The sequence below is a fragment of the Roseixanthobacter pseudopolyaromaticivorans genome (genome assembly GCF_043195145.2).
Lineage (GTDB): Bacteria > Pseudomonadota > Alphaproteobacteria > Rhizobiales > Xanthobacteraceae > NCEH01.
The window spans coordinates 99,659-122,658 of the sequence record NZ_JBAFWQ020000003.1; the positions used below are offsets into that span (position 1 = coordinate 99,659).

17 protein-coding genes and 3 pseudogenes are annotated in these 23,000 nt (G+C 63.3%); 11 read left to right on the forward strand and 9 right to left on the reverse strand.

The genetic code is table 11. From position 1 onward, the window contains the following. Positions 1 to 2: 2 nt before the first annotated feature. Entirely contained in the window at positions 3 to 1,130 is a 1,128-nt protein-coding gene (locus tag V5F68_RS25405) for an ABC transporter permease (protein WP_213375327.1), read from the forward strand. 179 nt (positions 1,131 to 1,309) lie between these two features. Here the strand turns inward: V5F68_RS25405 and V5F68_RS25410 are convergent, their stop codons facing one another. From V5F68_RS25410 to V5F68_RS25425, 4 genes are all read right to left on the reverse strand, one after another. After that, positions 1,310 to 2,365, reverse strand: a complete 1,056-nt coding sequence (locus V5F68_RS25410) for a 2-oxoacid:ferredoxin oxidoreductase subunit beta (RefSeq protein ID WP_298307262.1) — start codon at positions 2,363 to 2,365, stop codon at positions 1,310 to 1,312. Then, entirely contained in the window at positions 2,362 to 4,206 is a 1,845-nt protein-coding gene (locus V5F68_RS25415; RefSeq protein ID WP_298307265.1) for a 2-oxoacid:acceptor oxidoreductase subunit alpha, read from the reverse strand. Before V5F68_RS25415 ends, V5F68_RS25410 begins: the two co-directional genes overlap by 4 nt. Beyond that, the gene (locus tag V5F68_RS25420; RefSeq protein WP_298307267.1) at positions 4,185 to 5,975 is read right to left on the reverse strand and encodes an FAD-dependent oxidoreductase; all 1,791 of its coding nucleotides are present in this window, start codon (positions 5,973 to 5,975) and stop codon (positions 4,185 to 4,187) included. Before V5F68_RS25420 ends, V5F68_RS25415 begins: the two co-directional genes overlap by 22 nt. 84 nt (positions 5,976 to 6,059) lie before the next feature. Next, entirely contained in the window at positions 6,060 to 7,622 is a 1,563-nt protein-coding gene (locus V5F68_RS25425; protein WP_509210865.1) for a DASS family sodium-coupled anion symporter, read from the reverse strand. Between the two features lie 287 nt (positions 7,623 to 7,909). On the opposite strand from V5F68_RS25425, the gene V5F68_RS25430 reads away from it, so the two are divergent. The 8 genes and pseudogenes from V5F68_RS25430 (at position 7,910) to V5F68_RS25465 (ending at position 14,766) form a co-directional block, all read left to right on the forward strand. Then, positions 7,910 to 9,784 (forward strand): heavy metal translocating P-type ATPase, encoded by a 1,875-nt coding sequence (locus V5F68_RS25430; RefSeq protein WP_394015562.1) that lies wholly within the window; start codon positions 7,910 to 7,912, stop codon positions 9,782 to 9,784. Beyond that, positions 9,771 to 9,977 (forward strand): annotated as a pseudogene (locus V5F68_RS25435) (chromate transporter); the annotation flags it as partial. The gene V5F68_RS25430 and the pseudogene V5F68_RS25435, both read left to right, overlap by 14 nt. Positions 9,978 to 10,276: 299 nt before the next feature. After that, positions 10,277 to 10,480: a DUF2934 domain-containing protein gene (locus V5F68_RS25440; RefSeq protein WP_298307270.1), complete on the forward strand. Its 204-nt coding sequence runs from the start codon at positions 10,277 to 10,279 to the stop codon at positions 10,478 to 10,480. A 175-nt stretch (positions 10,481 to 10,655) separates the two neighbouring features. Further along, entirely contained in the window at positions 10,656 to 12,347 is a 1,692-nt protein-coding gene (gene glgP / locus V5F68_RS25445; protein WP_394015561.1) for an alpha-glucan family phosphorylase, read from the forward strand. Between the two features lie 140 nt (positions 12,348 to 12,487). Continuing rightward, the gene (locus V5F68_RS25450) at positions 12,488 to 13,162 is read left to right on the forward strand and encodes a CBS domain-containing protein (RefSeq protein WP_394015560.1); all 675 of its coding nucleotides are present in this window, start codon (positions 12,488 to 12,490) and stop codon (positions 13,160 to 13,162) included. 6 nt (positions 13,163 to 13,168) lie between these two features. Next, entirely contained in the window at positions 13,169 to 13,846 is a 678-nt protein-coding gene (locus V5F68_RS25455; protein ID WP_298314247.1) for a DUF6629 family protein, read from the forward strand. Positions 13,847 to 13,996: 150 nt separating this feature from the next. Then, positions 13,997 to 14,155: pseudogene (locus V5F68_RS25460) on the forward strand (transposase); the annotation flags it as partial. Then, positions 14,155 to 14,766, forward strand: coding sequence for an IS5 family transposase (locus tag V5F68_RS25465; protein WP_394015559.1), 612 nt, complete (start codon positions 14,155 to 14,157; stop codon positions 14,764 to 14,766). The pseudogene V5F68_RS25460 and the gene V5F68_RS25465, both read left to right, overlap by 1 nt. A gap of 177 nt (positions 14,767 to 14,943) precedes the next feature. Here the strand turns inward: V5F68_RS25465 and cueR are convergent, their stop codons facing one another. Both cueR and V5F68_RS25475 read right to left on the reverse strand, forming a co-directional pair. Continuing rightward, positions 14,944 to 15,435 (reverse strand): Cu(I)-responsive transcriptional regulator, encoded by a 492-nt coding sequence (cueR, locus tag V5F68_RS25470; RefSeq protein ID WP_298314249.1) that lies wholly within the window; start codon positions 15,433 to 15,435, stop codon positions 14,944 to 14,946. A gap of 33 nt (positions 15,436 to 15,468) precedes the next feature. Beyond that, positions 15,469 to 18,006 carry a heavy metal translocating P-type ATPase gene (locus V5F68_RS25475; RefSeq protein WP_394015558.1) on the reverse strand — a complete coding sequence of 846 codons (2,538 nt, stop codon included), beginning with the start codon at positions 18,004 to 18,006 and terminating at the stop codon, positions 15,469 to 15,471. A gap of 162 nt (positions 18,007 to 18,168) precedes the next feature. Between V5F68_RS25475 and V5F68_RS25480 the strand changes: the two genes are divergently transcribed. Both V5F68_RS25480 and V5F68_RS25485 read left to right on the forward strand, forming a co-directional pair. Then, entirely contained in the window at positions 18,169 to 18,372 is a 204-nt protein-coding gene (locus V5F68_RS25480) for a heavy-metal-associated domain-containing protein (RefSeq protein WP_213375400.1), read from the forward strand. A 120-nt stretch (positions 18,373 to 18,492) separates the two neighbouring features. Then, entirely contained in the window at positions 18,493 to 18,699 is a 207-nt protein-coding gene (locus V5F68_RS25485) for a hypothetical protein (protein WP_213375401.1), read from the forward strand. On the opposite strand, the gene V5F68_RS25490 is transcribed toward V5F68_RS25485, so the two are convergent. From V5F68_RS25490 to V5F68_RS25500, 3 genes and pseudogenes are all read right to left on the reverse strand, one after another. Beyond that, positions 18,679 to 19,965: an MgtC/SapB family protein gene (locus tag V5F68_RS25490; protein ID WP_213375403.1), complete on the reverse strand. Its 1,287-nt coding sequence runs from the start codon at positions 19,963 to 19,965 to the stop codon at positions 18,679 to 18,681. The two genes, V5F68_RS25485 and V5F68_RS25490, sit on opposite strands and share 21 nt — an antisense overlap. Positions 19,966 to 20,105: 140 nt before the next feature. After that, a complete protein-coding gene (locus V5F68_RS25495) occupies positions 20,106 to 21,638 on the reverse strand; it encodes a thymidine phosphorylase family protein (RefSeq protein WP_298314256.1) in 1,533 nt (510 codons plus the stop codon). After that, positions 21,635 to 22,992: pseudogene (locus V5F68_RS25500) on the reverse strand (MBL fold metallo-hydrolase RNA specificity domain-containing protein). The gene V5F68_RS25495 and the pseudogene V5F68_RS25500 overlap by 4 nt, the downstream one beginning before the upstream one ends. Positions 22,993 to 23,000: the final 8 nt, after the last annotated feature.

The window sequence follows — 23,000 nt, forward strand, 5'->3', positions numbered from 1 at the left end:
CGATGCGCCAATGGATCCTCAACGTACTTTATCTGGGTTTCAAAGAGATCGCGAGCGTCCTGCGTGACGTGGCGATGGTCGGGCTGATCATCTACGTTTTTACAGTTGCCGTTTATTCTATGGCCACTGGTCTCAAGACCGAAGTGAACAATGCCAGCGTCGCTGTCGTCGACGCCGACCGTTCGACACTGTCGTCTCGCATCAAGGATGCGCTGCAGCCGCCTTACTTCAGCCCAGCGCGCGACATCGACCGTTCCGAAGTCGACGAGCTGTTGGACAAAGGGTCATATACGTTTGTCCTGGAGATACCCCCCCGCCTCGAAGCGGACCTCCTCGCAAATCGTGGCCCCTCGATTCAAATCAACGTCGACGCGACGGCCGTGAGCCAAGCCGCTGTGGGAACGGCCTATATCCAGGAAATCATCGCCCGCGAGGCGGCAAACTTTCTGCATCAGCACGGCACGAGCGAAGTCGTTCCCATCGAGCCGGTCATCCGCGCCTTGTTCAACCAGAACCTTGAGGCGATCCGCTTCAATGCGAGCATGGACATCATCATGAACGTAACGATGCTCGGGATCATTCTCGTCGGGGCAGCCGTCATGCGCGAACGAGAACACGGCACCATTGAACATTTGCTGGTGATGCCGGTCCGGCCGAGTGAGATTGCCGCAGCGAAGATCTGGGCGAACGGTCTGATCATTCTCCTGGCAGCCGGCTTTTCTTTGCACGTTGTCATAGAGTTCGTGCTGCAGATACCGATCATCGGCTCTGTCGAGCTTTTCCTGGCTGGAACCGCCATCTATCTCTTCGCGGTGACGTCGCTCGGTATTTTGCTCGCGACGATCGCGAACTCGATGCCGCAGTTCGCGCTGCTGGCGATCCCGGTGTTCGTCGTCATGTTCCTGCTGTCAGGCACGTTCACGCCGTTTGAGAGCATGCCTCCGATCCTGCAGGACATCATGTATGCGGTGCCCTCGACGCACTTTGTGAGATTTGCGCAGTCGATCTTGTATCGAGGTGCGGGACTCGATGTCGTCTGGAAGGATTTGATGGTCATGACCGCATTGGGGGCGGTGTTCCTTGCCGCCGCTCTCTCACGATTCAGGTCGATGCTCGTACGACAGTCGTAAGGTGCTGTTCGTGAGTGGTCGAGACCTGCCTCTTCCACCGAATAGCCGGCAACTGTTCGCGCAATCCGCGGAGCGTGGCGCTCGCGGTCGTCCATTGATACTTCCTCGCCCGCCCATCGCCAGTGCCATGGCGCCGTTTCAGTTACGATAAACTCAGAAACATCGTCGAGAGGCGACATTCAGCCAAGGCTTGCATTGATTTCCTCCAATCGTGCCATGCCTGGGCACAGTTCCTTTTGCGACAGCGCATTGAGGGGCGTATCTGTCGTGTTGAGATCGGCGTGCAATTCATCCTTGTCGCTTGCAACATAGAGCAGGCCCGTCACGATCTCGGACTTGGCCTCGTGTTCGAGCAGAAAGTCTATTGCGGCGCGGCGATCGTGCACGCTGTATTCGGCGTTCAGCTTTCTCAGCCGGAGCCAGGACCCGTCGTGCTGTTGAACCAATTCGAGCTTGCCGGGCTCGTAGTCGACCGTGATCGGCGTGCGCCCGACGATCACGTCTATCCGATTGACCGCAATGTTGTGCTCGCGGACATAGTCATAACTCTTGGTGGAGCCCTCGTGGTTGTTGAAGGCGACGCAGGGCGAGATGACGTCGACAAAGGCCGCGCCTTCGTGCTCGATCGCGCCCTTGATGAGCGAGACGAGCTGCGCCTTGTCGCCGGAGAACGAGCGGGCGACGTAGCTTGCGCCGAGCTGGAGTGCCAGGGCGGTAAGATCGATGGGCTTGTCGATGTTGACGACACCCTGCTTGGACGTCGATCCATCATCGGCGGTTGCGGAGAACTGGCCCTTGGTCAGGCCATAGACGCCGTTGTTCTCGACGATATAGACCATGTTGACGCCGCGGCGCAGCGCATGCGCGAACTGGCCAAGGCCGATCGAGGCGCTGTCTCCATCGCCTGACACGCCGAGATAGATCAGGTCGCGATTGGCAAGGCTGGCCCCGGTCAGGACCGACGGCATGCGCCCGTGCACGGAGTTGAAGCCGTGGGAATTTCCCAGAAAATAGGTCGGCGTCTTCGAGGAGCAGCCGATGCCCGAGATCTTGGCCACTCGGTGCGGTGCGATCGATAGCTCGAAGCATGCCTCGACGATCGCAGCAGTGATGGAATCGTGGCCGCATCCCGCGCACAGCGTGGAAATCGCCCCCTCATAGTCGCGTCGCGTATAGCCGAGCGTGTTTTCCGGCAGTGCGGGGTGATGGAATTTTGGCTTGGCGAGATAACTCATGCGACTGCCCTTTCGCTCTGCTTCGCGGCTTCGCCGAGACGGGCGGCGATGGCGGCCGCGATGAATCGGGCGGTGATCGGCGTTCCGTCGAAATGCAGCACCGGCGTCAGCTTCGCAGGATTGACGCCGCATTCCGTGATGATCAGCGTGCGAAGCTGGGCGTCGCGGTTCTGCTCGACCACGAACACCGCCTCATGTGTGCGCAGGAAAGCGTCGACATCGCGGTTGAAGGGAAACGCCCTGACCCGCATCCGGTCGAGAGCATGGCCATCAGCCACCAACAGATCGACTGCCTCGTCCATGGCAGGAGATGTCGAGCCGAAATAGATCACCCCGTAGCGCGAAGGGGTGCTGGCCAGGGTGATGACGGGGCCGGGAACGAGATCCTTTGCTGTCTCGAACTTCTTTAGCAGCCGTTCCATGTTGTCGACATAGGGGCCGCCCTCTTCAGTATAGCGTGCATAGCGGTCCCGGGTCGTGCCGCGGGTAAAGAAGGAGCCCTTGCGCGGATGGGTGCCAGGGTAGGTACGATAGGGAATGCCGTCGCCGTCGACGTCGAGATAACGGCCGAAGTCCTTGCCGGCGTCGAGATCGGCTGCGGTCATCACCTTGCCGCGGTCGTAGACCCGGTCGTCGTCCCAGCGCAGCGGCGCACAGAGCCGATGGTTCATGCCGATGTCGAGATCGAGCATGAGCAGGACCGGCGTCTGCAGCCGGTCGGCGAGATCGAAGGAGAGGGCGCTGAACTCGAAAGCCTCTGCCGGCCCCTCCGGGAAGAGCAGGACATGCTTGGTGTCGCCGTGCGAGGCATAAGCCGCGAGCAGGATGTCGGACTGCTGCGTGCGCGTCGGCATGCCCGTCGAGGGGCCGCCGCGCTGCACATCCATGATCACGGCCGGGATCTCGGCGAAATAGGCTAGCCCGAGAAACTCCTGCATCAGCGAGATGCCGGGTCCGGAGGTCGGCGCGAAGGCCCGCGCGCCGTTCCAGGCGGCGCCGATCACCATGCCACTGGAAGCGAGCTCGTCCTCTGTCTGGATGATGGCGTAGCGCTTCTTTCCGGTCTCGGGATCGATCCGGAAGCGCGCGCAATAGGCGGAGAAGGCGTCGGCGATCGAGGTCGAGGGCGTGATCGGATACCACGCGCAGACCGTAGCGCCGCCGAACACCGCGCCGAGCGCCGTCGCGGAATTGCCGTCGATGAAGATGCGCCCGCCGACGGCGTCCGCGCGCCGAACGCGCAGGCCGATCGGACAGGGGAGATTTTCGATCGCCCAGTCACGGCCGAGATGGAAGGCCCGGACGTTGGCCTCGATGAGGCGCTCCTTGCCCGCGAATTGTCGGCCGATAAGCGTGTCGATCTCACCGGTGTCCATCTCGAGCACCGCGGCGAGAACACCAATATACATGATGTTCTTGAAGAGCTGCCGTTCCCGCGGGTCGTTGTATTCCTTGTTGCAGATTGCGCCCAGCGGAGCGCCGAGGACGGTGATATCCTCGCGGAACTGGGATTTCTGAACGGGACGCGTCGAATCGTAGATCAGGTATCCACCCGGTTCGAGCCCGGCCTGGTCCTTGGCGAAGGTCTGGGGGTTCATCGCCACCACGAGATCGGTTCCGCCGCGTGCGCCCAGATAGCCGGCCTCGCAGACGCGGACCTCGTACCAGGTCGGAAGGCCCTGGATGTTCGATGGGAATATGTTGCGCGCCGCGACCGGCACGCCCATTCGCAGCACCGCCCGCGCGAACAGCTCGTTGGCGCTTGCGGACCCCGATCCATTGGTGTTGGCAAAGCGGACGACGAAGTCGTTGACGCGGCTTATCGCGAGCGTGTCGGGCATGTGTCACCTGCATGGGTCATGTCGATGAAGTATTTCTGCATGCTCCAGGCGCCGGTCGGGCAGCGCTCGGCGCACAATCCGCAATGCAGGCAAAGGTCCTCGTCCTTCACCATGACGCGTCCGGTCTTCAACCCGTCCGCGACATAGAGATCCTGGAGCGGGTTCAGCGCGGGCACCCGTAGCCGCAGGCGCAGCTCCTGCTCCTCGCCGTTCTCGGTGAAGGTGATGCAGTCCATCGGGCAGATGTCGACGCAGGAATCGCATTCGATGCAGGACGGCCCGCTGAACACCGTTTCGACATCGCAGTTGAGGCAGCGATCTGCCTCGGCGAGCGCCAGGGCCGGGTCATAGCCGAGTTCCACCTCCGTGCGGATGTCCTTCAGCGCGGTCTTGTTATCGCGCGAGGGCACCGGGAAGCGGTGGTCGAGCGTGACCTCGCTGTCATAGGCCCACTCGTGGATGCCCAGCTTTTCGCTCTCGATCTGCACATGGGGTAACAGGCGTTCGCCGATGTCCTCGCCTGACAGCAGGCGGTGGATCGACAGCGCTGCGTCGTGGCCGTGGGCGACGGCGCTGATGATGTTTTTCGGGCCCCGCGCCGCGTCGCCCCCGAAGAACACCTTGGGGTGGGTCGAGGCGAAGGTCGTTTCCGCCACGACCGGCATGTCCCATTTGTCGAAGTCGATTCCGATATCGCGTTCGATCCATGGAAAGGCGTTCTGCTGACCGATTGCGATTACGACCTCGTCGCAGTCGATCTGCCGCGGCGGCTCGCCCGTCGGTACGAACGTGGAGCGGCCGTTTTCGGTGACGGTCGTGACTGGTTCGACCAGCAGGCCCGTCAGGCGACCGCCCTCGACGATGAAGGCTTTGGGCGCGAGATCGGCCGAGATGGTGATCCCCTCGTGGAGGAGCGCTTCCTTCTCCCAGCTTGCCGCCGGCATGTCGTCGAAGCCCTCGCGGACGATGACGCTGACCTCCTCGCCGCCGAGGCGCCGGGCAGAGCGGCCGCAATCCATGGCGGTGTTGCCGCCGCCGATCACGACGACACGCCGGCCTGTGCTTGTCACATGCCCGAACGACACTGACGCCAGCCAGTCGAGTCCGATGTGGACACTGCCTGCCGCTTCTTTCCGGCCGGGGATGTCAAGGTCTCGGGCGCGGGGGGCGCCGGAGCCGATGAACACGGCATCATAACCCTCCGAAAGCAGCGCCTTAAGGCTGTCGATGCGCTTGCCGGAATGAAAGGTGACGCCGAGATCGAGGATATAGCCGCATTCCTCGTCGATCACGGAATCAGGCAGCCGGAATTTCGGGATCTGGCTGCGTATCATGCCGCCGGCCTTGGGGTTGCCGTCGAACACGGTGCAGTCATATCCGAGCGGCGCAAGATCGCGCGCGACCGTCAGCGAGGCGGGACCTGCGCCCACCAGCGCGACGCGCTTGCCGTTCGTGTGGGCAGTCGGCCTGGGGAGGCGGTCGCGGATGTCGTCCTTGAAATCGGCCGCGACCCGCTTGAGCCGGCAGATCGCCACCGGCGCCTCCTCGACCCGGCCGCGCCGGCAGGCCGGCTCGCAGGGCCGGTCGCAGGTGCGCCCGAGGATTCCCGGAAAGACGTTCGATCTCCAGTTGATCATGTATGCGTCGGTATAGCGGCCCTGCGCGATCAGACGGATGTATTCGGGAACCGGCGTATGCGCCGGGCAGGCCCACTGACAGTCCACGACTTTGTGAAAATAGTCAGGTGCGGAAATGTCCGTCAGTTTCATCTCATCATCTCCTGCATCCGGGGTGCCTTCACGCGCGACGTCAAAGGTCTGCCGCCAAGACTGGGAGCAGGGTGCTGCCGGATCTTAGACATATCCGATCCATTTCCAGTAAGTTGCGCCAAGCAGCATGACGAGCGCGAAGGCGATCACTGTGAGCACGAGGCCGGTGCGCACGAAGTCCTTCGCCTCGAAGGTCTCGGTTCCGTATGCCACCATGTTCTGCGGCGCGTTCACCACGAGGATGAAGCCGAAGCTGACGACGAACTGCAGCAGTATGGTCATGCCGATGATGTTGATGCCGGGGGTCGATACGCTCTGCAGCACGGCGATGACGATGGGGATCATCGCAGAGGCGAGTGCCGTCGCGCTGGCGAAGCCGAGATGGATCACGATGAGGAACAGGCTGAGCACGGCGAGGATGAAGAGAGAGGTTCCGCCGGCGAGCCCGAACCGCTCCACCACGATGCCGGCGAGCCAGACCGCGCCGCCCGTCTGGAGAAGCGCGGTGCCGAGGCTGATGCCGATACCGAACAGGATGACCGTGCCCCACGGGATCCGCGGCTGCGCCTCTTTCCACGTCATGATGCCGATGCCGGGCACAAACATCAGCGCTACCGCGGCGACCGTCGTCGACGAGGTGTCGAACGGATGCAGGACCCCTTCCGTCGACCAGAAGGCGAGCAGGGTGAGCGACAGGGTGAGCAGCTTCTTTTCTGCCGTCTTCATGGGGCCGAGCTCGGCGAGCGATTTGCGGATCGCCGCCCGTCCGCCCGGGACTTCATCGACCTCTGGCTTCATCATCCGCGTCATGACGAAATAAAGCACCACCGTCATGATAACGGCGAAGGGCGCAGCGGCGACGAACCATTCCAGCCAGGTAACGGTGTAGTTCAGGGTTCGCTCGATGAAGCCGACGGCCACCATGTTTTGGGCGGCTGCCGTTTTGATGCCGATATTCCAAATGCTGGCGGTGTTCACCGTGGTGATCATCAGCATGCCGGCGAAGGCGCCGTTCTTGTTCACGCCGAACGCCGCGATGATGCCGAGCATGATGGGAACGATGCTGGCCACGCGGGCCGTGGTGGATGGCACGAGAAAAGCCATGACGATGCCCACGATGATCGCGCCGATGACGACGTCGCGGCTCCGGGTGCCGGTGCGCGAGAGGATGACGAGGGCAATGCGCTTGTCGAGCCCGGTGATCGTCATCGCGGCGGCGAGGAACAGCGCCGCCGCGACCAGAACGAGCGCAGTATTGGCGAAGCCGCCAAAGGCCAGGCCGAGCCCTCTGCTGGTGCCCATCAGCACGTCAGGATTCGTCTGAGAGGGGGACAGCCCCAGCAGGAACGCCATCAGGGCAGCGATGATCAGGGCCGAGACGGCGTAATCGACCGCTTCCGTCATCCACACGATCACGGCGAAGGCCAGCACCGCCAGCATGCGCTGGCCCGCGACGGGCAGCCCCTCCGGGGTCGGGAGCATGATGACGATGATAAGCGCCGCAAGACCCGTAAGCAGGCCCCAATGCGAGCGGAGCCAAGATGGCTCCTGAGGCGCGCGGCCAGACTGGGACCTCGAACCTTGCTCTGAAGGGGCGGCGATATTGCGATCTGTCGTTCCGGACACGATGTCGAAATCCCCTTGCATTGCCAGCGCAAACACTGGCCGGGGGGAACACCGGAAACCTTAATCGATATCAAAGAATCTACTGATCGCGGCATTCGACCGTTTGGACGTTGTACGAACAGCGGACTGAAACACTTTCTCGGGGCGGGCTGTTTTGAAGATGAAAAAGGGGAATCGTGAGCCTGTTGATCAACGGTATTGCTGGCTCTGTTGTTCGCGACTTTTGAATGGCGTATTAATTAGAATGATTATAAGGAAGGGCATTCGCCCGCCGTGGCAGTCGGCGACCAGCCATCCAGAGGTTCGACGTGGGTCTGTTCACCGGCCTGGCCACGGCCCGCGCCAGACTGTTGCTGGTCGTCATCGCATTATTGGGGCTGGCGGGCGGCGGGATCGCCTTTCTGACGGACAATGGCGCTTGGGCTGAACGCCTCTGGTCTGCAGGGACGCTCCCCGTTCTGGCGGCGCTCATCATCGAGATCTTCTCTGCCCTCCGACGCGGCCAGATCGGGCTCGACATCGTTGCCGGCTTGTCCATGTCGACGGCGCTCGCCTTCGGCGAACCGCTCGCCGGCAACGTCGTGGCGTTGATGTATGCTGGCGGCCAACAACTGGAGAGTTTCGCCGAGGGCCGGGCGCGGCGAGAAATGACGGCGCTGCTCGGGCGCGTCTCGCGGACCGCCATGCGCTATGCCGGCAATCTACTCGAGGAGGTGACGATCGAAAGCCTTCGCCCCGGCGATCGCATTCTGGTGCGCCGTGGCGAGGTGATCCCGGCTGACGGGAAGGTCGCGGCGGGTGAAGCGCTGCTCAACGAGGCGGCGCTCACTGGGGAGGCGTTGCCAGAACGCAGGCTCGCCGACGAGGAGATCCTGAGTGGTTCCACCTGCGTGGGTGACGCGTTCGATCTCGTCGTGGCCCGCGAGGCGGCGGAAAGCACCTACGCCAACATCGTCCGTCTGGTCGAGACGGCGCAGAAGAGCAAGGCGCCGATGGTACGCATGGCGGACCGCTATGCGATCTGGTTCCTGCTGTTCACGGTCGTTCTCGCTGGCGCGGCATGGGGGCTGAGCGGCGATCGCCTGCGCGCCTTGGCGGTTCTGGTCGTTGCCACCCCCTGTCCGCTCATCCTGGCCGTGCCCGTGGCGATCATATCGGGCATGTCGCGCGCGGCCGCGCGCGGCGTCCTCGTCAAGAACGGCGGGGCGCTCGAAGCGCTGGCCAGGATACGCACGGTCATTCTCGACAAGACCGGAACGCTGACTTTCGGCCGGGCCGCCGTCACCGGAATCCGGACCGTGGAAGGCTGGGACCAGGACGAGATCCTGCGGCTCGCTGCCTCGCTCGATCAGGCCTCGGCCCATGTCACGGCAGAGGCGCTGGTGACGGCGGCGCATGAGCGCGGGCTTGTTCTGTCGAGCCCTTCCGAGGCTCAGGAGACGGCAGGCACCGGCATCGAAGGCATCGTCGAGGGCCGGCGTGTCGTGGTCGGCGGCAGCGACTTCGTCCGCTCCCGCAGTGCCGCGGGCAATCCGCGTGCATTGGGGACCGGGCTCGCTCAGGGAACCGTGGTGGTCGCCGTGGCCGTGGATGGCACCGTGGCGGGCATCATCACGCTCGCCGACCCCATCCGCCCCGATGCCGCAGGCGTGCTCGCCGCGTTCCGCAAGGCCGGCATCCGCCGCATCGTCCTTGCCTCCGGCGATCGCGACGATGTCGTGGCGGATGTCGGACACCGGCTGCAACTGGACGCCGCGCAGGGTGAGCTGGACCCGGCCGCCAAGGTGGAGGTCGTCCTGCGCGAACGAGCCGCCGCCGCGGTGATGATGGTCGGCGACGGGGTCAATGACGCGCCTGCGCTCGCCGCGGCTGATGTCGGCGTCGCGATGGGCGCCCGGGGTTCGGCAGCGTCCTCGGAAGCGGCCGACATCGTTCTCCTTGTCGACCGGCTCGACCGGCTGGCCGACGCGCTTTTCCTGGCTCATCGCACGAAGCGGATCGCGCTGCAGAGCGTCATCGCCGGGATCGGTCTGTCGGTCATGGCGATGGCTGTTGCCTCCCTCGGGTTCCTTCCGCCGGTGCAGGGCGCGCTGACGCAGGAACTGATCGACGTCGCCGTCATCCTAAACGCGCTCAGGGCGCTGCGGCCAATCCCGGCCGGAGGCACCGATGAGCATTCCTGATGATCGTCCGCAGGCGGACAGGCGGGACTGGGGCACGCCGCCCGAAGTGTTCCACGCTTTCCTCAAGCTGGGCCTCACCTCCTTCGCCGGGCCGATCGCCGATCTCGGCTATTTCCGCGACGAACTCGTGGTGCGCCGGAAGTGGATCGATGCGGCCGGCTACGCCGATCTCGTCGCGCTCTGCCAGTTCTTGGCAAGCTGCTATGTGCCGGGATCCGACGGCGGCATTGAGTAATTTAACGCGTACAGAAATCGCTGTTCGCCGATCCGGCGACGTTCCTCGAACGCAGCCCATGGCGTCAGCATCGGCTCACCGATCGCGCCGGCGTGGGTGGCATCGAAGCTGTACCTCGCATCCGGCGTCGGGCTTGGCAGGCCATCGGGCTGGCTGAGCCCGAGGCCATCTTTAACCTGCATCAATGACATGCGGCGGAACGCAGGAGACCTGTATTGGGCGGGCGTGATGTCGCGCGGAAAAGGAGAGACGAGACGATGAGCACAGAGCAGGAAAGTCCGGCCGACAGCCCTCTCAAGCTGAAGATCGAGCACCGCGCATATGAAATCTGGGTGGGCGAAGGCAGTCCGAATGGCTGCGATCTGGAGCATTGGCTGCGAGCCGAAGCCGAGGTCACATCGGCAGAACCCGAGAGCAAACTCGCTTTGAAAAGCGCCGCAGCTGCGAAGAAGGCCTCATAGTGTTCATCGGCTGCTTCGGGCGTCCATGGCAGTGCGTACTGAAAAGTGATCTTGGTGTGCTCTGGCTTTGGCCGGCGATGGTAGGCGGGAGGTTTGGACGCGATCGAGCCTTTGTGCGATGCCGGGCTGCCGCGATATCCGGCCAGTCTGGCTGGAATGGGAATAGGGGACCTTCATGAAAGCCCTCGAACCCTTCCTCTATCACACGACTGTCGCGTACTTTTCGATGGAGATCGCGCTCCGTCCAGACATTCACACCTATAGCGGCGGGCTTGGCGTCCTGGCGGGCGACACGGCCCGCTCAGCGGCTGATCTGAATCTCCCGATGGTCTTCGTAACCTTACTCAGTCGAGAAGGCTATGTTCGCCAGGAGCTGAGCGCCGGTGGCGCGCAGATCGATAAGCCGAATCCATGGACGCCGACGGACTCGACACATCCGCTTCCCGCCATGGTGGCCATTTCCATCGAGGGGCGGAGCGTCTGGATCCAGCCGAGGCTCTACCGCCTGGCATGCCCGATCGGGCACGCCGTTCCGGTGTTGCTGCTGGACACCGACCTCGACCAGAACGCTGCTGAGGACAGGAAAATAACCGACCGCCTCTACGGCGGCGACGATGCCTATCGGCTGAAGCAGGACATCGTGCTCGGGATCGGAGGCCTGCTCGCGTTGCGCGCGCTCGGCTTCTCGATCCGCACCTACCATTTGAACGAGGGACATGCGGCGCTTCTTGCGCTGCAGTTGCTTCGGGAAACACGCCGACCGACCGACGATCTCGCTCCTGGCGGAAGTCTCTATGATCGCGGCGTGGTGCGAGAAAAATGCGTATTTACGACCCATACTCCGGTCGAGGCAGGGTTTGACAAGTTCGACTACGCTCTCATCGACCGCGTACTGGGCGACTACCTGGAAGTCGACGAGTTGAAACAGCTGGCCGGCCAGGATCGGCTCAATATGACGCAACTCGCCCTGAATCTGAGCGGCTATGTCAACGGCGTGGCGCGGCGGCATGCAGAGACCACCCGGAAGATGTTTCCGGGCTATCAAATACGCTCGATCACCAATGGTGTTCATGCCCACACGTGGACGCATCGGGCACTGGCGGAACTCCATGTGGCGCGGTTCCCGCACTGGGCTCACGAGCCCGAGATCCTGGCCTTTGCGGACCAATTGGCTGATGAGGATGTGTGGAACGCCCACCAGGTGGCAAAATCGGAACTTGTCGAACACGTCAGGAATGCAACTGGCACGCTGATGCATGCGGATGTTCCGCTTATCGGGCTTGCGCGGCGGATGACGGCCTATAAGCGACCGGATTTGCTTTTCAGCGACCTCGAGCGATTGATGACAATTGCCCAGGACCAGCCGTTCCAGGTCGTCCTGGCCGGTCTTGCTCACCCGCGCGATGAACCCGGGCACCGGTTGATCGAGAGCTTTCACCGGCACATCGAGCGGCTTGCCGGTGTCGTGCCCGTGGTATTCCTGCCCGGCTACGACATGAAACTTGGCGCTGCGATGGTTTCGGGCAGCGACATATGGCTGAATACGCCACTTCCACCTCTGGAGGCTTCTGGCACCAGCGGCATGAAGGCGGCGTTGAACGGCGTGTTGAACTTCAGCGTCCTTGACGGCTGGTGGATCGAGGGTTGGGTCGAGGGAGTTACCGGATGGGCGATCGAAGGACATCCGCCGGGAGCAGGAGACGCCTCGGCGCTTTTCGACAAGCTGCAGTCCGTCGTTCTTCCGCTCTATTACAATGACAGGGCGCGCTGGATCTGGATGATGAAGCAGTCGATCAGCAAGATCGGCGCGACCTTCAACAGCCAGCGCATGATGCGCCGCTATGCGACGGAAGCCTATATGCGCTGACCACAGCGGCCGACGCTGGTTCGACTCGAGCGGTGAAAAGGCCCCGATTGCTTGTACCGATTCCGGGTAGAGAACGCGGGGCCAGGTGCCGAGATCGATCAACGCAGGGTTCTGCAATGCAGAGGGACGTGGGCTGAACGATGAACGCAAAGGATCTGATGACAGAGGTGCCGACGACCGTGAGTCCAGAGCACAGTGTATGGCACGCGACTCAGATCATGCTGTCTGAACATGTGAGCGGGGTCCCCGTACTTGCCGATGATGGCCTGCTTGCCGGCATTGTGACCGAGGGCGACCTCCTGCGGCGCACGGAGCTCGGAACCGCAGAGGCGTTCCCCAATCCCTTGCAAGACGCCGATGCGGTTGCGAGGGCCTATGTGAAGAGTCGGAGCTGGAAGGTCGGCGATGTCATGACGAAGAATGTCATCACGATCGACGAGAACGCCGCTGTGCACGAGATCGCCAAGCTGATCGACCAGCATGACATCAAGCGCCTGCCGGTCATGCGCAAGGAGCGACTGGTTGGCATCGTCAGCCGGGCTGATCTCTTGAAGGTCATTGCGACCGGCAAGCCGGATGCCGAGATCCGAGGCGACGAGGCTGTGCGGCGCGCCATTGTCGCACGCCTCGCCGAAGCCGCTTCGGTTCTATCAGCCCAGCCGGTCGTCGCCGTCGAGGGCGGGATCGTGCATGTCGCAGGTGATATTCGGTCCCAAGACGAGCATGATGCGATTCGCATGATCGTTGAAGGTGTTGCCGGACCAGGGTTCAAGGATGATCTCAGTATCTCGAAAAAAGGTCCTGTAAGGCTATGATCTGAGATGTGCCTGTCCGCAGAAGCGAGCTTCACGGCCGCCGCGATTCTGATGCCTGCCGGAGTATTGAGCACCTATCGCGCCTGGCAGACCGATCGGCGATACCTCGCGATCGCTGCCCTGCCATTCCTGTTCGGTCTCCAGCAAGCGACGGAAGGGCTCGTATGGACTGCCGGACAGTGGGGCGATCAGGACCTCGTGACGCGCTATTCGCTGGCCTACATGTTCTTCACTTGGCTCGCCTGGCCGGTCGGCGCGCCGGTCTCGACCTACTTCATCGAGCACGGGCGGCGCCGGAGCCTCTATTTGTTCTTCGCTATCGCCGGGGGCATGCTAGGCGCACTGCAATATGTGCCGTATTTCGCGCATGAAGGCTGGCTGACGACAACGTTCCTCGAAAGGGCAGTCCGCTATCAGGATGTCAATCTTCTCGACTTCGTGGTGACGCGCGAAACAACCTATGGCATCTACGCTGCGCTCGTCACCGTTCCATTCCTGTTGTCGCGTGACCGTGCCGTAAAGGTCTTTGGCTTGCTGGTCCTGGGTGTTCTTGTGGTGACATACACATTCTTTGCCTATGCCTATATCTCCGTCTTCTGCTTCGGCGGAGCGCTCATGTCGCTTTATCTTGTCGCGATGACATTGCGTAAGCCGCGAACCGGTTCGGCTATGGGGACTGTCTGACAAGCCCCCAGACCGGCACTGCCAAGTCGCTTGCGGAGACCTAGGCGGTGTGGACGGATTGCCGCATGTCGTATGGCGAGGATTCCTCTGAAGCGTATTGTCTGATTCATGGAGAGCCGACTGATTTGGAGGTCGGCGATGTCCACGAAGATGACGGATGCAGACTGGTCGGTGGCGCTGGAGGTGTTGCGTGCCTCGCTGCCGCGCCGGGGCGACAAAGGTCGGGACGACCGGCTCTTCCTCGAAGCGTTGCACTACTTCTCGGTTCACAACATCACCTGGCGGACGCTGCCGGAGCGGTTCGGCAAGTGGAACAGCGTCTGGAAGCGCTTCGACCGGTTGAGCAAGGCGGGCGTGTTCGAGACCTTCTTCGATCATCTCGCCTCACTGTCGTCCTCGGCGCACCTCGTGCAGATGTTCGACTCGACGATCGTGCGCGCTCATGTCTCGGCGGCAGGCGCCAAAGGGGGCAGAAGGGTCAGGCGCTCGGCCGCTCGCGCGGCGGCTTCTCCACCAAGATCCATCTGAAGACCGATTTCGACGGCCATCCCATCGCCTTCGACCTGACCGGAGGCGAAAAAGGCGACGCACCGCATTTCCCGATCCTGCTTGGCCTCGGTCCCGACGTCGATCCGCGAGCAGTTGTCGGCGACAAGGGTTACGCCAGCAAGGCCAACCGGCAAGCCGCCCGTGCTCGCGGCATCATCCCGGTCATTCCGCACAAGGCCAACGAGAAGGATAAACCTCGCTTCTTCGCAAAGGCCCTCTACCGAGGACGGGCCCGCATCGAACAGGCCGTCGGCAAGCTTAAGCGCTTCAAACGCGTCGCTCTACGCTGCGAGAAGACCAAGCGAAACTTCGCATCCATCGTCGCTATCGCAGCCGGATTCACCTTGGTCAAATCCGTCCACACCACCTAGCGCCATCGCTCGATTGGGAAGACTCCACGAGGCGCAGGGCGGCTGCGGAAATGCTGATGAAGCAGCGAGCTGGAAGGAGCTGGCGAAGAGACCGGCATCGCCCACAGGCGCAATTCGATCTATTTCCATCGATGATGACACTGCAGGACGGGAAGCTTGTTCTTCGCTTTTCCAAGGTCAGGCCTTACGAGTGGACGTCCGTCCGAGGTGGCCCCTTTCGAGGGGAGCGATGGGAGCTTTGCTCGGACGGCTCTCGGCCTGTGGCTCACGCAGTTCGACGTCCGCATCGGCGAGATTGGCGATGATCGGGCAGTCTGGTCGTCCGTCGCCATGGCAATGCTGAGCGAGGTTGCTGAGCGTCGCGATCATGTCCTCTATGGCCTGCCTTTTGTCCTGCAGGTCCCGCACGTGCTGGAGGGAGATTGCCTTCACATCGGCGCTGCTGCGATCCCGGTCGCGCCAAAGCGCGAGAAGATCGCCGATCTGTTTGACAGAGAAGCCGAGGTCCCGAGCCCGACGGATAAAGCGGAGCGCATGAACGTCATTGTCCGAATAGTCACGATACCCCGATTCCTGTCGGGTTGCCGTTTCCGTAAGTCCGATGGATTCATAGTATCGGATCATCTTGGAGTTGACGCCCGAACGCTTCGCTGCCTCACCGATGTTCATGTTCCAAACTCTCCTACTGCGGCTCGGCTGGGGTCACTCGGCCGGAACAAGCGCCGGCCGATGCGCCCGCCTCGCGGGAGTGGAGTCCACGGTCATCGGCGGTCGGAAGCGCTTCAGACGGAGCGCATTGCCGAGCACGAAGACGCTCGATGCCGCCATGGCGCCTGCCGCGAAGATCGGCGAGAGCAGCGTTCCGTTAAACGGATAGAGGATGCCGGCCGCCACCGGGATCAGGCTGGCGTTGTAGGCGAATGCCCAGAACAGGTTCTGCTTGATGTTGCGGATCGTCGCCTTGCTGAGCGCGATGGCGTTGACCACGCCGCGCAGATCGCCTGACATCAGCACAACATCGGCCGCTTCGATCGCCACATCCGTGCCGGTCCCGATCGCGACGCCCACATCGGCCTCGGCGAGCGCCGGAGCGTCGTTGATGCCGTCGCCGACAAAGGCCACGGTTCCGAAGCGCTGGCGCAGCGCCTTGATCGCCTTGACCTTGCCGTCCGGCAGAACCTCCGCCATCACCTCGTCGATACCGAGTTGCCTGGCGATGGCGGTGGCGGTTCTGGCGTTGTCGCCGGTGATCATCGCTACCTTGATCCCCAGCCGATGCAGCGCTGCGATGGAATCGCGTGTCGTCGGCTTGATCGGATCGGCGACGGCAATCGCTGCCGCGAGCCGGCCGTCGATCGCGGCATAGAGCGGGCTCTTGCCCTGGCTCGCCAGACTCTGGCCGACCGGCTCGACCTCCGCGAGGTCGTAACCGAGCTTCTTCATGTAGCGATCCGCGCCAATCTCGACTTGACGGCCATCGACGGTCGCAGCGACGCCGAAGCCCGGAACCGCCTCGAAGTTCTGGACGGTCCCAAAGGTGAGAGCGCGCAGCTTCGCGGCGGCGACGATGGCCTCGGCAATCGGATGCTCGGAGCGTTCCTCGACGGCGGCGACGAGAGACAGGACGTCGGACTCCCCGAACCCGTTGATCAGCGAAAGGTCGGTCAGCTCCGGCCGCCCCTTCGTCAGCGTGCCCGTCTTGTCGAGCGCGATGGCCTTCGCGCTCCTCAGCGTCTGGAGCGCTTCGCCCTTGCGGAACAGGATGCCCATCCTCGCGGCGCGTCCCGTGCCAACCATGATCGACGTCGGCGTAGCGAGACCCATGGCGCAGGGGCAGGCGATGATCAGGACAGCGACGCCGTTGACCAGCGCGAAGGCGAGCGCCGGATCGGGACCGAACACCAGCCAGATTGCGAAGGTCAGTGCCGCGATTCCTATGACGATTGGCACGAAGACGCCGGTCACGCGGTCGACCAGCGCCTGGATAGGTAGCTTGGAGCCCTGCGCGGCTTCGACCATGCGGATGATCTGCGCCAGCACGGTGTCGCCGCCGACCTTGGTGGCGCGGAAGGTGATGCTGCCCGTCTTGTTGATCGTGCCGCCGACGACTGCCGCGCCCGCGCCCTTCTGAACCGGGATCGGCTCGCCCGTGATCATGGACTCGTCCACGAAGGAAGAACCATCGAGCACGTCGCCATCGACCGGCACCCGCTCGCCGGGACGCACCTGCACAATGTCGCCGGCAACGACCTCGGACAGGGCAACCTGTACCGCTTTCCCGTCGCGAAGGACCTGCGCCGTCTTTGCCTGCAGGTCCATCAGCTGTCTGATCGCTTCGCTCGTGCGCCCTTTTGCGCGCGCCTCGAGCCAACGGCCGAGCAGGATCAGCGCGACGATCACAGCCGCCGCTTCGTAATAGACGTTGTGGGTGCCTTCCGGCAGCAGGTGAGGCGCGAAGGTCGCGACCACGGAATAGGCCCAGGCCGCTCCGGTGCCGAGGCTGACCAGCGTGTTCATGTCAGGGCGGCCGCGCAGCAGCGCCGGGACGCCCTTGATGAAGAAACGCAGACCGGGGACGAACAACACCAGCGTCGTCAGAGCGAACTGCAGATACCAGTTCCCCTGCTGCCCGATGGTCTCCATCACCCAAATATGGATTGCCGGAACCAAGTGGCTGCCCATTTCGAGAACCACGACCGGCACGGTAAGGACCGCCGCGAGCATCAGCGCATTGCGCAGCGACCGCATGTCCCGCTCGCGCCGAGCGGCCTCCCGATCCTCGGCAACCGCCCCATTCGTCACCAGACGCGAGCCGTAGCCGGCGCTTACTACCGCAGCAATCATATCCGAGGCGGAAACAGAATTGTCGAGATACCGGATCCGCGCCTTCTCCGTGGCGAGGTTGACCGATGCATCAAGAACGCCGGGAAGCGCCTTCAAGACCTTCTCAACGCGTCCGACACAGGACGCACAGCTCATTCCTTCGACGACGAGTTCCGCCGTCTCGCTACCGACCTCGTAGCCGGCGGTCTCGACCGCGCCGACCACGGCAACCGGGTCGGGTTGTGCGGAAAAATCGACCTCGGCGCGCTCCGTCGCGAGATTGACCGACACGCGCGTCACCCCTGGCAGTGCCTTCAAGGCCTTCTCGACCCTCCCCACGCACGAAGCGCAGGTCATGCCTTCGATGCGTAGCCGCAACGTTGCGGATGGAGAGGCGAATGCGGTTGAGGTCGGCATGTCGTCAGCTCCTTGAATCACAGCTGACCGCGAACATGGTGCTTCCAACAATGGGAAGGTCAACGCCGACTGGTGCATTTTTTCGGCGGGCAGACCTATTGACCTTCCCATTGTTGGAAGCACCACCTTCACTCACGGAGTGCCAAATTGAGGAAAAAAGCCATGGTCTATCTGAAAATCCCCAACATGAACTGCGGCGGTTGTGCTGCGACCGTCACCAAAGCTCTCAAGAGCATCGACGTCGACGCCAGGATTGACGTCGACACGGCGCTGAAGACCGTAAAGCTGGAGAGCAAGGCAGACGTCGAACAAATCAGCGCGGTGCTCAAGTCGGCAGGCTATCCCGCAGAGGTTCAGCCCGGCTGACGCGCCTTTCTCTCGGGGCAAGGACAGGCGCTGGTCCGCTGGCCTGGAGCGGACCGGCGCTGTAGTGCGTTGTTCGGTGCGGAAACGCTGGGAGCCGTCCACCATTCCGGAGCCATCCCGATGCGCCGTGAAGCCGAGATCAACGACGCCGAGATCACCGAACTGTGCTCTCAGATCATGCCGTCCGAACAACATGAGATCGAGCAGACGGTGGGAGTTCTGACGCGACTTCAGGCACGGAGCTCCGTCCTCGGCAAATCTGCGGTCCGGGTGCGGGACGACGGTATATGCCCGCGCCTCGTCCATTCAAGAGCCGATCACGGCTGACGGTCCCGGCCACTCGAAATGCGGCAGCGTCGCAAAGGCAGCGTAGCCGAGCGCAATGGCCACCACCGTAGCGGCCGCCAGCGGGAGCCAGAAGCGAACCGGTCCCGCAACGGCGGCGACGGCCAGGCGGCCAATGGCATTCGTAGCGAGCGCCAGAAGCACGGCGTGTCCGACCGCCTCCATGGTTGCCGGCTGTCCGAGCAGCCGCAACGCGCTGAGCACTGCCACGTCGACATCGAATATTCCCGAGATGGCGGAGGTCGCCACCATCCCGCTGCTGCTTCCGACCGAAAGAGCGGCGCTCACGGTGGAGACGACCGCGAAGAGCGCCGCGAACAACATCAGCGGCCCCACCTCGAAGGGGTTGCGCGGCGGTTGCGTACCTTCGCCCGAAATGGTGTGGCGCGACAGCAGGAGGAGAATGCCGCAGGTCGCAAAGCCGCCGATTGCGGCCAGGATGGCCAGACCCGCGACGCCCAGCACCGACGGCGCGACGATGGCGACGATTGCCGTGACCCGTATCACGGATACGCCCGCCGCGAGGATCGCGGCACCTGCCAGCGGCCAGGGATTCGTTCCGGTCTTGGCGATCCGCGCCAGCGACAGAGTTACGGCGGTGGACGAGATGACGGCTCCGGCAAGACCGCTGACCAGAATACCCCGGGTCGTGCCGAGAGCCCGGACCGCGATGTAGCCGAGGAAGGAGATCGCCGCCGTCAGCACGGTGAAGAGCCACACCTGCCGGGGATTGAAGCCGCCCCAGGGATCGACGGCTCGATCGGGCAGCAGCGGCAGGATGATCGCCGTCATCACCGCGAGCACCAGAGCCGAACGAAGCTCGATCCAGGAAATTCGCCTGAGAAGCCCGTGCAGAAGCTCGCGACTGGCGAGAACCGCGGCGAGCGCGGCCCCACCGGCGGCGGCGGCGCGCTGATCCCCGACGACGGCAAGCGCCCCCAAGGCGAACACGCCCAGCGCGGCGATGATGCCGGTCACGCTGTAATCCTCATCGTGGAGGGACTCGCGTGCCTTGTACCAGGCGAAGACCGCGGTGAAGGCGAGGAAGCCGGCGATCAGAATGGAGGGAGCATCAAGGCTGGCGCTGAGAGCCGCCACCACGCCGCCGAGCAGTCCGGAGATGCCGTATGTTCGGATGCCCGCCGCGCGGCCGCCATCCGGCGTGTCGCGCTCGCGCCACCCACGCTCCAGGCCGACGAGCAAGCCAATGGCAAGTGCCAGACCGAGCTGCAGGATCAAGAAGTCCATGGCGTGGCCCGTGATGGATAAGTCACGTCATCAGCGCAGCTGATCATGACGGTCGCCTGTTCGTCTGAGCAGCACCTTGTCGCACCGATAGAATTGATCCCAAAGCGCTGCCACGACGCCGGCGAGAACCAATTGCCGCCTCATGCCTCGACCTTGACGATATCGCCGGACCGGGCGGCGTATTCCAGGGCATAGGCGAGTTCGGCACGCGTCTCGGCATGGACATGAAGCATTGGCTGGCCCTTGTCGATCTCGTTGCCCAGCCGCACGTCCATGCGAACGCCGGCGGCCTTGGCCTCGGGCGCTCCAGCGAGTTTTGCAAGCCGGGCGAGCTTTCGATTGTCGATATGGACGATGCGTCCTGCATGCGGGGCCACAAGCGGATGGACGTTGGACGCAGTCGGAGGTGTCCGCATCCCGCCCTGCGCCTCACAGATGGCTTCGAACTTCGCCCAGGCGCGCCCGTCGGAGAGCGTTTCGAGCGCCAGCCGAGTCCCTTCACCCGTTGCCACTTTTCCGCCGATTTCGAGCGCTGCACCCGCAAGCGTCGCGGCGCGCCTCCTGAGATCGTCCGGCGCATCGCCGGCATTTTGAAGGACAGCCAGGACATCGAGAGCCTCGAGCGCCGGCCCGATCCCCCGGCCGACCGGCTGTGAACCATCGGTCTGGAGACATATCGCGGTCAGGCCGAAACGCGCGGCGACCGCCCCCATGCGTTCGGCGAGGTGACCGGCGAGTTCCTCGCTGCGGACCTTGGCGGTCGGGCCGACAGGAATATCGATCACCACATGGGTCGAGCCCGCGGAAATTTTCTTCGACAGCACGGACGCGATGAGCTGGCCTTCGGTATCGACATCGAGCTCACGCTCGACGCGCACGAAGATGTCGTCGGCGGGACTGAGATGCACCGCGCCACCCCAGGCGATGCAGCCGCCTTCAGCCTCCACCACGCGCCGGAGCGTCGCAATGTCGAGGTCGACTGGAGCGAGCGTCTCCATCGTATCGGCCGTGCCTGCCGGCGAGGTTATCGCGCGTGAAGAGGTTTTGGGCATGATGAGGCCCTGCGCTGCGACGATCGCGACAATGATCGGCGTGGTGCGATTGCCCGGCAGGCCGCCGATGCAGTGCTTGTCGACGACGATCGGGGCATCCCAGCGCATACGCTCGCCAACCTCGACCATCGCGCCGGTCAGATCGGCGGTCTCCTGCTCGTCCAGAGGCAAGGCGGCGCCCGCCGTCAGGAATGCGGCAAGATGCACGTCGGTGTATCGTCCGGCGACAATGTCTTTGACAATCGCCGCGAAGGCGGATGCGTCGAGGCGGTTGCCGTAGATGCGCCGGCGCACGCTTGCCAACGATTCGATCGCCGGCGCATGTGTGACTTTAACGGCTTCGCCGTCCGCAATGCCGAGGATCGTCCAGGCGGTCTCAGAAAGAGCGACCTCGTCGAGCGCGATCAATTCGCCGCCCTCTATCTGAAAGAGCGTTGCCTGCACCTCCCGATTGCCTGTCGAAACAAGAACCTGCGAGCGTGCGGCAAGGCCCTCCGAACGGCAGACATGGCAGTCTGTGCGCATGATGACCACGGCCTGATGCTGGGTGTGCAGGCCAAGACGCTTGGCGCGGAGCATCGGCTGTGCAAGGGCGTCGGTCCGTTCGAGGGCTGCGGTCATAGATCGAACACCTGATCCTGACGGGGAACGCTCGCGCTCCATCCGAGATCCCTGTCGATGCGTACGCGCAGCGCCTCAGCGGCTTCGGGCTCGCCATGCACGATGAAGACACGCGAGGGGCTGTGACGGAAACCCGAGAGCCAGTGCATCAGGTCGTTGGCGTCGGCGTGAGCCGAGAGCATCGTCAGATCGTCGACCTCTGCGCGAACGGGAATCCATTGGCCGTGGATCTTGATCTCGCTTGCACCCTGCAACATGGCACGTCCGCGCGTTCCGGCGGCCTGGAAGCCGGAGAACAGGATGGTGTTCTTCTGTTCGGGCGCGAAAGCCTTCAGATGATGGAGCACGCGACCGCCGGTCGCCATGCCGCTCGCCGAGATCACCACCTTGGGATAGGGGCTCGCCGTGATCGCCTTGGACCCTTCGACATCTCTCGTATACGTCGCAATTCCGCAGATCGCGCCGCAGACCTCCGGTGTGAGGCGATGATCAGCACGGTGCGCATGAAGCAAATCGGTCGCGTCGATCGCCATAGGGCTGTCAAGATAGATCGGAATGTTCGACAGCCTGCTGGCGGTCTTCAGCTTCCACAGATGATAGAGCAGCGACTGTGCGCGGCCGACCGCGAAGGCCGGGATCACGACGGTGCCGCCGCGTTGGACTGTGCGCTCGATCACCGCGCCGAGAACCTCGGTGATGTCGCCCGGTTTATGAATGCGATCGCCGTAGGTGGATTCGATGACAATGAAGTCGGCTTCCGAGACTGGCTCGGGATCCGGCATGACCGGATCCCGTAGCGTCCGAGATCGCCGGAGAAGGCAACGCGACGGCCGGCCCAGCCGATGTCCGCGGTTGCGGCGCCCAGGATGTGCCCCGCATGACGGAATGTCAGCGTCGCGTCGCCCGGAAGCTGAACGGTCTCACCGAAGGGGACGGGCGAGAAGAACTCAAGCGCACGTTCCGCATCGCGAATGCCGTAGAGCGGCAAGGCGGGCTTGTGCTTCGAGAATCCCTTGCGGTTGGCGTATTCGGCATCCTTCTCCTGCAGATAGCCGCTGTCTTTAAGGATCAGCTCGGCCACATCGCGCGTGGCCTCGGTTGCGAAGATGCGGCCGCGAAAGCCGTCGCGCACCAGCTTCGGCAGATAGCCGGAATGGTCGAGATGGGCATGGGTCAACACGACGGCGTCGATGCTGGAGGGCTCGACCGGCAAGGGCTCCCAATTCAGCTCGCGCAAGTTCTTGAGGCCCTGGAACAAGCCACAGTCGATCAGGATGCGCTTTCCATCATGAGTCAGGAGATGTTTCGAGCCAGTGACGGTGCCGGCACCGCCCAGCGAGGTCAGCGTAAGCATGGCGGCCT

Excerpts from the sequence above, each read along its gene's own strand:
- V5F68_RS25405 (WP_213375327.1), top strand. The coding sequence starts at position 3 with ATGCGCCAATGGATCCTCAACGTACTTTATCTGGGTTTCAAAGAGATC.
- V5F68_RS25410 (WP_298307262.1), bottom strand. The coding sequence starts at position 2,365 with ATGAGTTATCTCGCCAAGCCAAAATTCCATCACCCCGCACTGCCGGAA.
- V5F68_RS25415 (WP_298307265.1), bottom strand. The coding sequence starts at position 4,206 with ATGCCCGACACGCTCGCGATAAGCCGCGTCAACGACTTCGTCGTCCGC.
- V5F68_RS25420 (WP_298307267.1), bottom strand. The coding sequence starts at position 5,975 with ATGAAACTGACGGACATTTCCGCACCTGACTATTTTCACAAAGTCGTG.
- V5F68_RS25425 (WP_509210865.1), bottom strand. The coding sequence starts at position 7,622 with ATGCAAGGGGATTTCGACATCGTGTCCGGAACGACAGATCGCAATATC.
- V5F68_RS25440 (WP_298307270.1), top strand. The coding sequence starts at position 10,277 with ATGAGCACAGAGCAGGAAAGTCCGGCCGACAGCCCTCTCAAGCTGAAG.
- glgP (WP_394015561.1), top strand. The coding sequence starts at position 10,656 with ATGAAAGCCCTCGAACCCTTCCTCTATCACACGACTGTCGCGTACTTT.
- V5F68_RS25450 (WP_394015560.1), top strand. The coding sequence starts at position 12,488 with ATGAACGCAAAGGATCTGATGACAGAGGTGCCGACGACCGTGAGTCCA.
- V5F68_RS25455 (WP_298314247.1), top strand. The coding sequence starts at position 13,169 with ATGTGCCTGTCCGCAGAAGCGAGCTTCACGGCCGCCGCGATTCTGATG.
- cueR (WP_298314249.1), bottom strand. The coding sequence starts at position 15,435 with ATGAACATCGGTGAGGCAGCGAAGCGTTCGGGCGTCAACTCCAAGATG.
- V5F68_RS25475 (WP_394015558.1), bottom strand. The coding sequence starts at position 18,006 with ATGCCGACCTCAACCGCATTCGCCTCTCCATCCGCAACGTTGCGGCTA.
- V5F68_RS25480 (WP_213375400.1), top strand. The coding sequence starts at position 18,169 with ATGGTCTATCTGAAAATCCCCAACATGAACTGCGGCGGTTGTGCTGCG.
- V5F68_RS25485 (WP_213375401.1), top strand. The coding sequence starts at position 18,493 with ATGCGCCGTGAAGCCGAGATCAACGACGCCGAGATCACCGAACTGTGC.
- V5F68_RS25490 (WP_213375403.1), bottom strand. The coding sequence starts at position 19,965 with ATGGACTTCTTGATCCTGCAGCTCGGTCTGGCACTTGCCATTGGCTTG.
- V5F68_RS25495 (WP_298314256.1), bottom strand. The coding sequence starts at position 21,638 with ATGACCGCAGCCCTCGAACGGACCGACGCCCTTGCACAGCCGATGCTC.